Genomic DNA, 13,170 nt, shown 5'->3' with positions numbered 1-13,170 from the left:
TGGTGCTCCATCGCCAGCACCGAAGCCGCGATCTCCAACGACCCCACCGAACCCAGCGAATGCCCGATCATCGACTTGATCGAACTCACCGGGGTCCGGTAGGCGTGCGGGCCCAGGGCCAGGCGGTACGCGGCCGTCTCGTGGGCGTCGTTCTGCTTGGTCCCCGAGCCGTGCGCGTTGACGTAGTCGAGATCGGATGGGCCGAGGTGTGCCTCGTCGAGGGCGACCGTGATCGCCTCGGCGAGTTCCCGGCCGTCGGGGCGCAGGCCCGTCATGTGGAAGGCGCTGGAGCGGGAGGCGTAGCCGGCCACTTCCGCGTAGACGTGGGCGCCGCGGGCGCGGGCGCCCTCCAGCTCCTCCAGCACGAACACCGCCGCGCCCTCACCCAGCACGAAACCCTTGCGCGTCGCGTCGAACGGCCGCGACGCCCGCTCCGGATCGTCGTTCAGCGTCGTCGTCGCCTTGATCGCATCGAAACACGCCAGCGTCAACGGAGTGATCGGAGCATCCGTCGCACCCGCCACCATCACATCCGCACTGCCCTCACGGATCAGATCCACCGCATGAGCCACCGAATCGATCCCCGACGTGCAACCGGAGGACACCACCGTCGCCGGCCCCTCCGCACCCACCGCCCACGCCACCTCCACGGCGAAGGAACTGGGTACGAAGTGGTCGTACAGGGCCTGCGGCGCCCGCGTGGGGTCGACGGCCGGGAGCCGGCCGTCGAGGCTGGCCGCGCGGTACGCCTTGTCGAGGCTGCTCACGGCTCCCACTCCGGTGCCGATGCTGACCCCCGTGCGGTAGGGGTCGCAGCCGGCGAGTTCGAGGCCGCTGTCCTCGACCGCCTCGCGGGCCGCGACCACCGCGAACTGGGCGGCACGGCCCATGCGGCGGATCTCGTCCTGCGTCAGCCCGTGCAGCTCCGGCAGGAAGTCGGCCTCGGCCGCCACCCGGGAGCGGAAGGGGGAGGCGTCGAAGTGGGTGATCTCCCGCGTGGCCGTGCGCCCCGAGCACAGCAGCTCCCAGAACTCCCGGACACCGATGCCTCCCGGCGCCAGCACCCCGATGCCTGTGATGACTACCCGGCGGGCCACGAGCGGTGCCCTCCCGTCATCTCCTCTGCTCCGGCGGACATCATTCGGACGCCGTCCAGTCGTAGAAGCGCGTGGCCATCGCGTCGGCCGGCGTGCGCCAGGTCTCCGGGTCGTACGGCTGGATGAACGGCTGGAGGTCGTAGCTGATCTTCATGAACCGCGGGTCGTTGCGGGAGGCCTGGATGCGCTCGCCGCCGTCGTCCTCGGCGAAGTCCTGGAGGTGGAAGTAGAGGCCCTGGTACGTGAACAGGCGCCGGCGCAGCGTGCCCATGCGCTCCGGCATGTCCGTCTTGTCGAACTCGGCGAAGAGCTGTGCCACCTCGGCGCTGGAGCGGACGTCCATCCGCGCCACGATCAGGTTGCTGTGCATCTTTTCTACTCTCTCCAGGGATCGGCGGGGTCAGCGGGAGGTGGTCGGGCCGTACAGCCGGATGAAGTCGTCGACTCCGTCGGCTATGAGCGCGTCCTCCTCCTGGGGTCCGAGCGGCAGCGCGCCGTGGAAGGAGCGCTGTACGACGGACGAGGGGACCAGCAGGATGAAGCGTTCGGCCGCCTGGTCGGCGTCGGTGATGGCGAGCAGGCCGCGGTCGGCGACCTGGCGCAGCCGGCGGGCGAGCTCGCGGCGGGCCTGCCGGGGTCCGGTGGCCTGCCACTTGTCGACGGCCTCGGCGGGCAGCGTGGTGACCTCGGCGCTGATGTGCCGGACGATCGCGAAGTGCTCGCGGAAGGCCTCCAGCGGCGCCAGCCAGGCCCGGCCCAGTGCGATCAGGTCCGCCCGCAGGTCGGTGATCTCCGCGAGGTAGCTCTCGGCGACGGCCGCGAGGCAGGCCGCGACGGAGGCGGAGCTGTCCAGCAGTACGCCCAGCAGCAGTTGCTCGTGGTCGGGGAAGTGCCGTGCCACGACGTCCGTGCCCACTCCGGCCTCGGCGGCGGTGGCCTCGGCGGTGCAGCGCCTCCAGCCCTCCCGGGCCAGGACGGTCCTGGCCGCCCGTACGATGTCGCGGGGTTCCCCGTCGGGGCCGGTCAGGCCGACGGGGAGGCGCTCGATCGTTGCTTGCGGCGTTGCCATGTGTGGTTCCTCCGATTGACGTTCTCGTCCGGCCGCCGGATGCGGCGGCCGTCAGGGGGTGCGCCGGTCGTCAGTGACCCGCGGGCCGGGGATCCCCTCAGGGGGTCCCGAACCAGCGTTCGAGCGCCATCGGCAGGTCGTGGTGGCTGCCGGGCGCGGCCCATGCCACGTATCCGTCGGGCCGGATCAGCAGGGCGGTGGTGTCGTGCAGTCCGCCGGCCCCGGACGTCGCCTCGCGCGGCCGGGCGGTGACGGTGTCGACCCGCTCCGCCCAGGCCGCGGCGCGCTGGCGCAGCCGGGGGTTGTCCGCCAGGTCGAGGAGCACCCCGCGGGCGGGGCGCAGCAGTTCGGTGCTGGAGGTGGGGCCGTCGGCGCCGGTGAGTTCCAGGTCGGGCATGCGCCGGCCGAGCAGCGGGTGGCTGCCCCGGCCCACGTCGTAGGTGATCTCCAGGCCGGTGACCATGGCGGCGAGGTGCCGGGCGACGTCCTCGTACGCCATGAGTTCGCGCAGGGAGTCGCGCAGCGGCTGTACCTCCGCGCCGCTGAGGAACAGCAGCCCCTGGGCCCGGGTGTTCATCAGGAGCCGCCGGCCGACGGGGTGGCGTTCGCCGTGGTAGGTGTCGAGCAGGTCGAGCGGGGCCCGGCCGAGTACGACCGAGGCGAGCTTCCAGCCGAGGTTGACGGCGTCCTGGATACCGGTGTTCATGCCCTGCCCGCCGGCGGGCAGGTGGATGTGCGCCGCGTCCCCGGCGAGCAGCACCCGGCCGCGCCGGTACTCGGTGACCTGCCGGGCCGCGTCGCCGAAGGCGCTGACCCACACGGGTTCGGCGGACGAGATGTCGTCACCGGTCAGCCGCTGCCAGGCGGCCGCGACCTCGTCGAAGGACGGCGGGCCCTCGCGCCGGCGCGGCGGTGTGCCGCGTTCGCAGACGACGATGCGGGTGGTGCCGCCGGGCAGCGGGCCCACCATCACCATGCCGCCGGGCAGGGTCTCGCCGATCATGCGGGGCTTGAGCTCGATGCCCTTGATGTCGGCGAGGTACATCTCCATGGTGGCCGCCGAGCCGGGGAAGTCGAAGCCGGCCGCCTTGCGCACGGTGCTGCGCCCGCCGTCGCAGCCGACCAGCCAGCCGGCGCGCAGGGTGTGCGTCCCGTCCGGGCCGCGGACCTCGACGTCGACTCCCTCGCCGTCGTCGCGTACGGAGAGCACCTCGTGGCCGCGCCGGATGTCGGCGCCCAGGGAGGTGGCCCACTCCTCCAGGTGCGTCTCCGTGACGGACTGCGGCACGGTCTTGGCTGCCTGGCAGGCGCCGTCGAGCACGCCGAAGTCCAGCGGCAGCCCGCCGAAGTGGCCCAGTGTGCTCCGCTCGATCTCGCCGAAGCGCGCGAGCAGGCCGCGCTGGTCGAAGGTCTCCAGCGTGCGGGTGGTGAAGCCGAGCCCGCGGGATTCGCCCGTACGCCGTTCAAGGCGTTCGAGGACGACTACGGCGACTCCCGCCAGCCGCAGTTCGCCGGCGAGCATCATGCCCGCGGGACCCGCGCCGACGACGATCACTGGGGCGTCCATCACGTCTCCTTGAGTTCAACCTCCGGAGACAGTGCACCGGATCTTGACTACAAGGTTCTTCGGCCGCGAGCGGCCGTTCAATGGCGCTGGATTCAGGAGTAGGTCAGGTTCCACAAGGCCCGGTCCGGTGCGTCGGACCGCGGAAAAGGGAATGTCAAACACCGGTCAGACGGCTGGATCCGGACCCTGCCGGATGCCGTGCTGACCGGTGTGGAGTACTGCTCGGTCTTCTGCTTCGCGTACCGGGACGAAAGGTTCAGGTCCGCGCGGACGCCCGGCGGGTGAAGCAGTCCCGGACGTCGCTCTCGTTGTAGTAGGTGCGCCCCGCGCGGTTGCGCCGGCGCCAGCGCTCCTCGCTCGCCAGCCGGTAGACGGTGCCCGTGGGCGTGTGCCACAGCTGCGAGATGTCGGCGGCGGTCAGCCAGCGCTCGGTGGCCGGCGCGGCCGGGGCGCCGGGTTCGCGCGCGGAGTCCATGGAGCGGCTGAGCGCGCTCCACTGGTCGCTGGTCCAACGGTGTTCCGGGTCCGCGGCGCACACGATGGCCGGCCCGTCGGCGCGGGCCGCGGCGCGCACCGCGAGGGTGAGGGCGCCGGCGCAGCCGGACTCGGGGCAGTCGCCGAGGCGGATGCTGCGGGCCGGGTCGGGGAAGGCGGCGCGGCGTCCGGCGCGTACCAGCCGGGCGATCTCCTCGGTGGCCTCGCCGGCGGCGGAGTGGGCGGCGAGCCAGTCGGCGTTGCGCGTCAGGAAGGCGGTGAGCGCGGCGACGGTGCGCGGCGGCGAGGTGAACCCGCGCTGCTGGGCGACGAGCCCGCTCCAGGAGCCGAGTACGGAGACCATCCTGGCCCGTACGTCGGCGGCGGCCCCGTTGAAGGGGAGCCCGGGGAGCTCTCCGCCGGTGGTGCGCTCGCGCAGGCTGCCGGGGGCCGCGCCGCCGAGGACGCGGCCGCACTCCTCGTACAGGTGCGCCAGTTCCGCGAGGCCCGCCTCGAAGTGCTCGCGGCAGGGCCGGCAGAGCCGGCTGCCGCCGGTCGCGCGCCTGCGGGCCCGTCCGCCCGCGTGTCCGGTGCGGCAGCCCTCCCCGTGGCACAGCGCCGTCACTGCCATGCTCGTTCCCCCTCGGCTTGCGTCGTGCTCGGCGGTCGTCCTCCCGCGGTGCCGCGCGGGGGCGGGTTCAGGCGCCCTGGCCGAACCGGAAACCGACGCCCCGGATCGTGATGATCCAGCCGGCGCCGATCTTGTTGCGGAGCGTGCTCACGTGCGTGTCCACGGTCCGGCGGGACCAGGAGTCGCCCCAGACCTGCTGCATCAGCATCTTGCGCGGGATGACGGTGTCGGGATGGGACGCGAGGAGGTAGAGCATGTCGAACTCCTTGCGCGTGGTCTCGACGGGCTCCCCGTTCAGGGTCACCTCGCGCGTGCCCGCGTCGATCCGCAGCGGGCCGCAGGTGATGGTGGCCGCGACGGGGCGGGTGGGCCGCGCCCGGCGCATGACCGCCTCCATCCGCGCCATCAGCTCGCGGAACCCGTACGGCTTGACCAGGTAGTCGTCCGCGCCCGCCTGCAGTCCGAGGACCCGGTCCAGTTCGCTGCCCCGGGCGGTGACCGCTATCACCGGGATCTCGTGGGCCGCGCGGATGCCGCGGCAGACCTCCAGACCGTCCAGGTCGGGGAGTTCCAGGTCCAGCAGGACGAGGTCGGCGTCGGCGTAGCAGCGCAGGGCCTCGCTGCCGGTGGCGACGATCTCGACCTCGTGTCCATGGCGGCGCAGGCCGCGGGCGAGCGTCTCCGCCTCGATCGTGTTGCTCTCCACGATGAGGATCCGCCACAAGGCCGACTGGGTCGGCGCGTGCTGTGGCGTTCTGAGCCCCTCGGCCGGCAGGAATCCCCCGCTCACGCCCGCGGCGGCTGTGTGAGGTTCCAGTACAGCGATGGTCCGCTGGTTCATCTGCCCCCCTCCCCTCAAGCTCGGTTGAGCCAACGTCAATGAAGATACAAACCGCTTCGTCGGTTTGTCAAAGCCCGCAAACCCCGGCAAGGCCCTCGAAAAAAGGACTAAATCGGGCCACCAGTGGTCCAGAATCGCCGCCAAACCGGCCAGGAACGGGCAGTCGGAGCCCATTCCCATACCAACGGCGCGGTTTAATAATGGAAGGAAACTGATACAGGAGCTATGCGTGATGAAACAAGAACGCGCCGTCCGGACCCGGCACGCACTGATTGAGTCAGCCGCGACCGTGTTCGGACGGCGCGGCTACGCAGAGGCGACGCTGAGCATGATCAGCGTCGGGGCCGGAGTGAGCCCGGGCGCGCTGCACTTCCACTTCGAGAACAAGGCGGCGGTCGCCCAGGCCGTCGAGGCCGCCGGGGCCAAGGCCCTGCGCGCCGTCGCCCGCGAGGTGTACGCGCGGCGGACGTCCGCCCTCCAGGCCCTGGCCGACAGCTCCCAGGCGCTCGCTGGGCTGCTCCTGAAGGACGTCGTGGCCCGGGCCGGTCTCCGGCTGGGCCGGGAGTCCGCGTACGCGTCCACCTGCGCCCTGCCCCGGGAGTGGCACGAATACGTCCACCGGCTGCTGGCGGAGGCCTCCGAGGAGGGCACCCTGCTGCCCGGCCTCAACCACCGCAGCGTGGCGGCGACGGTGGTGGCGGCCACCCTCGGCTTCGAGGCCCTGGGCCGCGACGACCCGCAGTGGCTCGCGCCGCGCACGCTGGCCGGCTTCTGGCGGGTGGTCATGCCCTGTCTGGCCGTGCCCGCCACCCTGCGCGAACTGGACACCGCCGGGCGGGGGAGCTGAGCAGCACGAGGGGGTGTCCATGAAGCAGCGCCGTCCGCCCGGGCCAGGAGGGGACTCCGCGGACACCCCGGCGGCCCGCCACCGCGGGGGAACACGGTGGCGGGCCGCCAGGGGAAAGCCGGTGGGTCAGCGTGGCCGGGAAGGCCGGGAGCGCCTCACACCGAGCGCAGGGTCCTCACGGGGTCGCCCGCGTACCGCGTCGCCGGCTCCAGCACGGCCCGGCTCTCGCGCCCGACCACCTCGCGCGCGTACCGCCGCGCCGCCGCCAGTTCCGCGCCGGGGCCGGAGCTCCGCCCCACCGCCCGCTCGTCCAGCAGCAGGTCGTGCCGGCAGGACACGGTGACCCCCGACGCGTCCGGCTCCACGCACCACTCGCCGGCGTGCGCCGCCAGCAGCGGGTGCGGCCGGGTCCGCTTGAAGACGATCCGCCCGGCCGCCGGGAAGCACACCCGCAACGCCTCGGTCGGGTAGGCGGAGCCGTCGTCGGCCAGGTTGACCAGCCGGGTGCGCTGCACGCCGGGCCGCTCCTCGGACACCTCCGCCTCCATCACGTGGGCGACCCGGCCGGGCCAGGAGTCCACGCCGTACAGGAACTCGTACACCGGCTCGGCCGGGCCCTCGATCCGTACGGACTCCTCGAAGGACACCATGAGTTCGTCGAGCCGCCGCCAGCGCTCGGCCGCGATCCGCAGACCGCCCAGCGCCGCCCACGCGCTCTCCTCCGCCCGCGCGACGGCCCGTTCGGCCTCCGCGGTCCGGCCGCCGTCCACGGTGATCTCCCGTTCCAGGGTCAGCCGCGACCAGCCGGGGGCCAGTTCCTCCACGCCCCAGCTGCCGCCCGAGGCGGCGACGGGCGCGTCGGGGCGCTCCTCGTGGAACAGGACGCGCCGCCCGCCGGCGTCCAGCCTCCGCCGCACGAGCGAGCGCCGCAGTTCCCCGCCCGTGTCGGCCCACCGGACGTACCGGTCGGCGACGCCGTCGAAGTCCAGCCGCTCGACGTGGACGGTGTCCGGCAGGAACAGCGGCCACTGGGTGACATCGGCCACCAGGGTGTACAGGGCTCCGGCGGGCGCGGCCGCGTCGACCGCGTATGACATCCGGTGCACTCGCTCGACAGACATCGGACACCTCTCTCAACGCTTGGCGCAGAGCCTGTCGGCGTCCGCCGGAATCCGCGTCGAACGCCGCTGGAGTCTCAGACGGCGGCCCGGCTGCCCAGCACGTCGTTGACCAGTTCGAGGAAGAGCCGCGGGGTGTCGCCCAGTTCGAGGATCTCCCCGGCGAGGTGGACGTCGAACTTCCGCTCTATCGACTCTATGGTCTGCAAGATGGAGAGGCTGTCGTAGCCGAGCTCGATCCAGTACAGGTCCTGGACTTCCTCGGTCAGCTCGACGCAGTCCTCCTCGCCTCCCCAGATCCGCAGGATGCGGGTGAGGTCGGCGAGTTCCATCCGGACCGTGGCTTGCATGGTTTGCCTCTCTCCTCGTCCGCCGGCGCAGCGGCTCATACCGGGTCGCCAGGAGCCTGACCGCCCGCCCTGGAGAGCCCCTCACGCCGGGCACGAGCCCCGCTGGAGCCGCCGCGCCTCCCCGCCGCGACCTGCCGGGCCTAGGCCGCGTACAGGTCGAAGGTGGAGCTGCGCCGCGGTCCGGCGACCACGTCGAGCGCCGGGTCCACCCGCAGCATCGCCTGGTGCAGGCGCTGCAGCTGCTGCGAGGGCTCGACCCCGAGCTCCCCGATCAGCCGGGCGCGGAGCCTGCGGTAGACGTCGAGGGCGGTGGCCTGCCGGCCCGAACGGTACAGCGCGACCATGGCCTGCGAGTGCAGGCCCTCGTGCTGCGGGTTGCGGGCCATCAGCTCGGTGAGCTCGGCGAGCAGTTCGGTGTGCCGGCCGAGGCGCAGGTCCACGTCGATCCGCCGCTCGGTGGTGACGAGCCGGCTCTCCGCCAGCCGCAGCACCTCGATCTCCAGGATCGGGCCGACGCGTACGTCGACCAGCGCGGGTCCCTGCCACAGGTCGAGCGCCTTGCGCAGCAGGTCGGCGGCGCGCTCGTCGTCACCGTCGTCGAAGGCGTTCTGGCCGGCGGCGACGAGGGCCTCGTACTCGTGGACGTCCACCGACTCCTGCGGGATCTGGAGCAGGTAGCCGCCGTGCCGGGTGGCGAGCACGTCCTTGGCGGTGCCGGGCGCCCCCGGACCCATCGCCGTACCGAGCCTGCGGCGCAGCTGGAGGATGTACGTCTGCAGGGTGGTGAGCGCGCTTTCGGGCAGGTTCGTCCCCCAGATCTCCTCCATGAGGGTCGGTACGGGCATCACCCGGCCCGGGTAGAGCGCGAGAAGCGCCAGGATCTGACGCGGCTTGCCCGCCGTAGGAACGATCGATGCCCCGTTGACCTCGGCACTCAACGGACCCAGAACCTGAATCTTCACGGTCTCCCGTCTCCCCTCCATATTTCGTCGAGATACTCTCGGTTTTCAGTATTCGACCCGATGACGGTAAGCCAGCCCAGGGCAACATCACCGGGCATTCAAGCCGACATCGAGCGGACCTCCGAAACAGGCGAACAGACGGCGGATTCGAAAGACAGGATTCCGATTGGACGCCAAACCCCGTGCTCAGCCCGCTGATCGAGCTCGTCGTCTTTGTTCCGATCACCGTTGATGCAAATTAAATCTCAGGTTTTTCCCAGCACTTTCTTAAATCCCTGTGCAGCATTCACCGGGCGATCGCCCGAATGCCGGGATCAGCCGACCCGGGCGAGCCGCTTGCGGGCGGTCTCCGGGGATTCGGCGGTGGTCGCCTCGGGGCCGCTCATGAGGATCGACCGCTGGAGGCTGCGCAGGGCGGCCGAGGGCTCGATGCCGAGCTCGCGCACCAGCGTGGCGCGCAGGCGCTGGTAGACGCTGAGCGCCTCGCCGCGCCGGCCCGAGCGGTGCAGGGCGAGCATGAACTGCCCGTGCAGGTTCTCGTGGATCCGGTAACGGCTGGCCAGAACGGTCAGTTCCGCAAGCAACTCACGGTGCCGGCCGAGCCGCAGGTCGGCCTCGATGCGCTGGTCGAGCGCGCACAGCCGGGTCTCCTCCAGGCGGCGCGTCTCCATGTCCAGCTGCACCCCGCCGTCGACGTCGGCGAAGGCCGGGCCCGACCACAGGGCGAGCGCCTCCCGCAGCAGCCGCGCGGCATTGGGGAAGTCCGCGGCGTCCATGGCCCGGTAGCCCATCCCGGCCAGCCGGTCGAACTCGCGGACGTCGCTGGTCCCGCCGCCGCTGTTGAGCATGTACCCGCCGGGCAGCGTGACGAGGACGTCCTTGGCGGTACGCGAACCGTCGGTCCCCTCCAGCGCGGTGCCGATGAGACCGCGCAGCTGGAGCACGTAGGTCTGCAGGGTGGTCCGCGCGCTGCGCGGCGGCTCCGTCCCCCACAGCTCCTCTATCAGCGCGGCCACGGGCACGACCTGGTCCGCGTGCAGCGCGAGCAGCGCCAGCACCTGCCGGGGCTTGGCCGCCGTCGGCGTGATGGAGACCCCGTTCTCCCGAACGGTCAGTGCGCCCAGTACATCGATGTCCACGCCGTACTCCCCTGCTTCGTCCTTGGATGAGCCCTTGACTTTCGCTGGAACGAGCAAAAAACAGCTGAGCCGGTTTGTCAATACCAAACCGGCTGTACCGTTTTTCGCCGCCCCGCCACTCGTGAACCACCTCACCACCCCTCCTGACCTGCCTCTTTCTTGGTTCCAGCGCTACTGGAGGATGGCTTCAAGGTCGCCTCAGCCCTGCAAAATCCTCCCGAAACGAGCGCGGGAGTGGCTTGAATGACCCCATAACAGACCGGATGGTTGGCTGATTCACGTCCCTGGCGGGTCGGAAACGGGATCCGAAGGGTGGCGCGTACCACCCTTCGGACGAGCGGGTACGGACCTGGGGCGCCCACTACAAACCGCTTTCGCGGTTTGCCGAACGTGAATCCCGCTCGGCTGCCGCCGGAGCCTCGGCGGAAAGGCGCTGGAACCCCGCTCGAAGCGGAGGCGGAGTGGCGGCCTCGACAACGCGCCGGCCCCGAGGCGTTCGAGCCACGGCCCAGGCGCCACAAGGCCGCACCGCCACGCGCCGGGCCCGGCCCCGTCGGACCGGCCGCCCGTCGGCCGCTGGCCGGAATCCCGCGGGGCGTCCGCAGCCGCACACCGGCCGGGGGACGAGCGGGCCGCACCCTCATTCGCGACAGCAATCCCCCTGGTGGTTCCCCCACCCCTCCCGGACGGCTCCCCTCCCACCGCCGCGGCCGTGTCCCGCCCGCTCGCCGCCGGAGCATCGGCCGCCGGGGCAACACCCGAGGTGAGCCGCACAGTTAGGGCTCACGTGCGGTCGGCCGGCAGAGCCTCCGGAGCCCGTCCGGCCCTCCGGGCTCCTGCCGGGCACGGCCCGGTCCACGGACGGCCCACCCCAGAGGTGCGAAGCGAACCGTCCTGAGCGAATCGACGCTCGGGCTTCACCACCCCTTTACCGATCGGGCATCGGCCGACTAAAGGATCACTCTTGATGCACTTGAGATCGTTCGCGCCCGATGGCGCAGATTCGACGACGCACCATGGCCCAAGACCTGGGCAAACAGGGAGTCGCAGCATGGCCGGAAGCAATTCCTCCGCATATTCCGGAGCCAATTGGCGGACAGCCTCTGGATAAAAAACCGGTTGGTATATATTTTTCTCGGCAGTCACACCTGTAACTGGCCAGCGCTGTCTAGGGGGAACAATGAGCGCGAGCACGTTTCATGTCGAGCGCGCAGCCATCTACGACCCGGCTTGGCGGTCCGCCACTACGACGTCGGAGCGAAGCGGTTTCCGCTTCCCGTCGCTCACCGCCACCGTTCCTAAGGAACTGGTCCACCGCGCCTCCGTGGCCGAGGTCCTGCTCACCGACTGGCACCGCCTGGACGAGGCCCACTTCTCCGTGACCGCGCAGTGGCCGCGGAGCCACAGCTTCTTCACGCCGGTCGCGGGCGGCTACTACGACCCGCTCATCTGCACCGAAACGATCCGCCAGATCGGCAGCCTGCTGGGACACGCGGAGTTCGGCGTTCCTTTCGGACACCACTTCCTCATGTGGGACCTCAGCCTCACGGTCCACCCCGAGCACCTCCAGGTCCGCCAGACCCCGGCCTCGCTCGACATCGAGGTCACGTGCACGACGATCAGCCGGCGGGCGGGCCGGCTGACCGGGCTCGGCTACGAGGCGGTCGTCCGCCGCGAGGGGCACGTCGTCGCGACGGGCAGGGCCTCCTACACCTGCACCAGCCCGTCCGTGTACCGGCGGGTGCGCCCCGCGCACACCCTCGAACCCGGGCACCGCGCGCTGCCCCTGACGGCTCCCGCCGCGCCGCAGAGCGTCGGACGGCTGTCGCCGACCGACGTGGTCCTCTCTCCCGTAGGCGAGCCGAACCGCTGGCAGCTGCGGGTGGACACCCTGCACCCCGTCCTCTTCGACCACTGGGTCGACCACGTACCGGGCATGGTGCTCCTGGAGGCCGCCCGGCAGGCCGCGGCGGCCGCACTGGGGCGCTCGTCCTTCCTCCCGCTCAGCATCTCCGGCGACTTCAAGCGGTACGCGGAACTGGACATCCCCTGCGTGATCGAGGCCGAGCGCCTGTACCCGGACGTCCCGGGCGCCGAGGAAGCCGTACGCGTGACGGGCCGCCAGGAGGGCCAGGTCATCTACACCGCCGTCATCACGGCGGCCGCCTACGGCCACTGACCGCCGCGGCGGTCAGTGGCCCGGGCGGCGGCCTCAGGGCCTCGCGAAGGCGGCGAGATGGTCGCCGGCCCATGCCCGGAAGGAGCCCGCAGGCCTCCCGGTCAGTTCCTCCACCGAGCTCCCCACCCCCGTCTTGGCTCCGCGGCGCTGCCGCTCTGCACTGCTCAGCAGCGCCTCGACGACGGGCTCCGGGTAGCGCGCGCTCCACTGGGCGCGGGCCTGCCCGGGATCCAGCTCCTCGAAGCGCAGCGGACGGCCCAGCAACTCGGAGAGCTGTGCGGTCTGCTCGGCGGCGGTGAGCGCCCGCGGCCCGGTCAGGGCGTACGCCCGGCCGGCGTGCCCGCGCGCGGTCAGCGTGCGCACGGCGACCTCGGCGATGTCGCGCGGATCGACGCAGGAGTTGGCCGACGCCCCGTACAAGGCCCGGACGACACCGTCCGAGCGGACGGACGACGCCCAGGACAGGGCGTTGGACATGAAGGAGCGCGGACGCAGCAGCGTCCACTCCATCCCCGAGCCGCGCAGCAGGTCCTCGTTCTCCCGCTGCCAGCGCGTGATCAGGTCGTCGGCGCCCCCGTCCTCCACGGCGGCCGCCGAGAGCTTCACGACGTGCCGCACCCCGGCCGACCTCGCGAGCCGCAGGAACCGCGCGTCGTCGTCGCGCCCGACGCGGCTGGTCACCAGGAAAACGCTGTCCACGCCTTCGAGGGCGAGGGCGAGCGACTCCGGGTCGTCGTAGTCCGCGCGCACGGTCTCGGCCGTTCCGCTCTCCGGCGCCACGCGTGCGGGCTGCCTCGCCATCGCCCTGACCCGAAGGTCCGGGGACAGCCGTCGCAGCACCTCACGCCCCACCGTCCCAGTGGCGCCCGTCACAAGAATCATCTTCCGTCCTCACT

General features: G+C 71.7%; 13 protein-coding genes. 2 read left to right on the top strand and 11 right to left on the bottom strand.

What is annotated here, in order from left to right:
- From ACZ518_RS37945 to ACZ518_RS37920, 6 genes are all read right to left on the bottom strand, one after another.
- Positions 1-1,097 (bottom strand): beta-ketoacyl-[acyl-carrier-protein] synthase family protein (locus tag ACZ518_RS37945; RefSeq protein WP_469117587.1); only part of this gene is annotated, 1,097 nt, incomplete at its 3' end.
- 40 nt (positions 1,098-1,137) lie between these two features.
- Positions 1,138-1,467 carry a TcmI family type II polyketide cyclase gene (locus ACZ518_RS37940; protein WP_469117586.1) on the bottom strand — a complete coding sequence of 110 codons (330 nt, stop codon included), beginning with the start codon at positions 1,465-1,467 and terminating at the stop codon, positions 1,138-1,140.
- A 30-nt stretch (positions 1,468-1,497) separates the two neighbouring features.
- The gene (locus tag ACZ518_RS37935) at positions 1,498-2,166 is read right to left on the bottom strand and encodes a TetR/AcrR family transcriptional regulator C-terminal domain-containing protein (RefSeq protein WP_469117585.1); all 669 of its coding nucleotides are present in this window, start codon (positions 2,164-2,166) and stop codon (positions 1,498-1,500) included.
- A 97-nt stretch (positions 2,167-2,263) separates the two neighbouring features.
- On the bottom strand, positions 2,264-3,733 hold the full coding sequence (locus tag ACZ518_RS37930; RefSeq protein ID WP_469117584.1) for an FAD-dependent monooxygenase: 1,470 nt from the start codon (positions 3,731-3,733) through the stop codon (positions 2,264-2,266).
- A gap of 256 nt (positions 3,734-3,989) precedes the next feature.
- Positions 3,990-4,838, bottom strand: coding sequence for a hypothetical protein (locus ACZ518_RS37925; RefSeq protein WP_469117583.1), 849 nt, complete (start codon positions 4,836-4,838; stop codon positions 3,990-3,992).
- Between the two features lie 67 nt (positions 4,839-4,905).
- Positions 4,906-5,679, bottom strand: a complete 774-nt coding sequence (locus ACZ518_RS37920) for a response regulator transcription factor (RefSeq protein WP_469117582.1) — start codon at positions 5,677-5,679, stop codon at positions 4,906-4,908.
- Positions 5,680-5,911: 232 nt separating this feature from the next.
- On the opposite strand from ACZ518_RS37920, the gene ACZ518_RS37915 reads away from it, so the two are divergent.
- Positions 5,912-6,526, top strand: coding sequence for a ScbR family autoregulator-binding transcription factor (locus ACZ518_RS37915; RefSeq protein ID WP_469117581.1), 615 nt, complete (start codon positions 5,912-5,914; stop codon positions 6,524-6,526).
- Between the two features lie 155 nt (positions 6,527-6,681).
- Here ACZ518_RS37915 and ACZ518_RS37910 read toward each other — a convergent pair whose 3' ends face one another.
- The 4 genes from ACZ518_RS37910 to ACZ518_RS37895 form a co-directional block, all read right to left on the bottom strand.
- Positions 6,682-7,647: an SRPBCC family protein gene (locus ACZ518_RS37910; RefSeq protein ID WP_469117580.1), complete on the bottom strand. Its 966-nt coding sequence runs from the start codon at positions 7,645-7,647 to the stop codon at positions 6,682-6,684.
- A gap of 74 nt (positions 7,648-7,721) precedes the next feature.
- Positions 7,722-7,994 (bottom strand): phosphopantetheine-binding protein, encoded by a 273-nt coding sequence (locus ACZ518_RS37905; protein WP_469117579.1) that lies wholly within the window; start codon positions 7,992-7,994, stop codon positions 7,722-7,724.
- 140 nt (positions 7,995-8,134) lie between these two features.
- Entirely contained in the window at positions 8,135-8,956 is an 822-nt protein-coding gene (locus tag ACZ518_RS37900) for an AfsR/SARP family transcriptional regulator (RefSeq protein ID WP_331719167.1), read from the bottom strand.
- A 314-nt stretch (positions 8,957-9,270) separates the two neighbouring features.
- The gene (locus ACZ518_RS37895; RefSeq protein ID WP_469117578.1) at positions 9,271-10,095 is read right to left on the bottom strand and encodes an AfsR/SARP family transcriptional regulator; all 825 of its coding nucleotides are present in this window, start codon (positions 10,093-10,095) and stop codon (positions 9,271-9,273) included.
- A 1,180-nt stretch (positions 10,096-11,275) separates the two neighbouring features.
- Between ACZ518_RS37895 and ACZ518_RS37890 the strand changes: the two genes are divergently transcribed.
- Positions 11,276-12,274 carry a ScbA/BarX family gamma-butyrolactone biosynthesis protein gene (locus ACZ518_RS37890; RefSeq protein ID WP_469117577.1) on the top strand — a complete coding sequence of 333 codons (999 nt, stop codon included), beginning with the start codon at positions 11,276-11,278 and terminating at the stop codon, positions 12,272-12,274.
- A 33-nt stretch (positions 12,275-12,307) separates the two neighbouring features.
- Here ACZ518_RS37890 and ACZ518_RS37885 read toward each other — a convergent pair whose 3' ends face one another.
- The gene (locus ACZ518_RS37885; RefSeq protein ID WP_469117576.1) at positions 12,308-13,156 is read right to left on the bottom strand and encodes an SDR family oxidoreductase; all 849 of its coding nucleotides are present in this window, start codon (positions 13,154-13,156) and stop codon (positions 12,308-12,310) included.
- Between the last annotated feature and the right edge of the window lie 14 nt (positions 13,157-13,170).

This window comes from Streptomyces sp. NPDC033966, from assembly GCF_055575955.1.
The sequence above is the reverse complement of the archived record's forward strand: the minus strand, read 5'-3'. Positions and strand labels throughout refer to the sequence as shown.

Bases quoted from the DNA above. Each gene is read 5' to 3' on its own strand.
- ACZ518_RS37905 (WP_469117579.1), bottom strand. From the start codon at position 7,994: ATGCAAGCCACGGTCCGGATGGAACTCGCCGACCTCACCCGCATCCTG.
- ACZ518_RS37885 (WP_469117576.1), bottom strand. From the start codon at position 13,156: ATGATTCTTGTGACGGGCGCCACTGGGACGGTGGGGCGTGAGGTGCTG.
- ACZ518_RS37910 (WP_469117580.1), bottom strand. From the start codon at position 7,647: ATGTCTGTCGAGCGAGTGCACCGGATGTCATACGCGGTCGACGCGGCC.
- ACZ518_RS37935 (WP_469117585.1), bottom strand. From the start codon at position 2,166: ATGGCAACGCCGCAAGCAACGATCGAGCGCCTCCCCGTCGGCCTGACC.
- ACZ518_RS37890 (WP_469117577.1), top strand. From the start codon at position 11,276: ATGAGCGCGAGCACGTTTCATGTCGAGCGCGCAGCCATCTACGACCCG.
- ACZ518_RS37920 (WP_469117582.1), bottom strand. From the start codon at position 5,679: ATGAACCAGCGGACCATCGCTGTACTGGAACCTCACACAGCCGCCGCG.
- ACZ518_RS37915 (WP_469117581.1), top strand. From the start codon at position 5,912: ATGAAACAAGAACGCGCCGTCCGGACCCGGCACGCACTGATTGAGTCA.
- ACZ518_RS37925 (WP_469117583.1), bottom strand. From the start codon at position 4,838: ATGGCAGTGACGGCGCTGTGCCACGGGGAGGGCTGCCGCACCGGACAC.
- ACZ518_RS37930 (WP_469117584.1), bottom strand. From the start codon at position 3,733: ATGGACGCCCCAGTGATCGTCGTCGGCGCGGGTCCCGCGGGCATGATG.
- ACZ518_RS37940 (WP_469117586.1), bottom strand. From the start codon at position 1,467: ATGCACAGCAACCTGATCGTGGCGCGGATGGACGTCCGCTCCAGCGCC.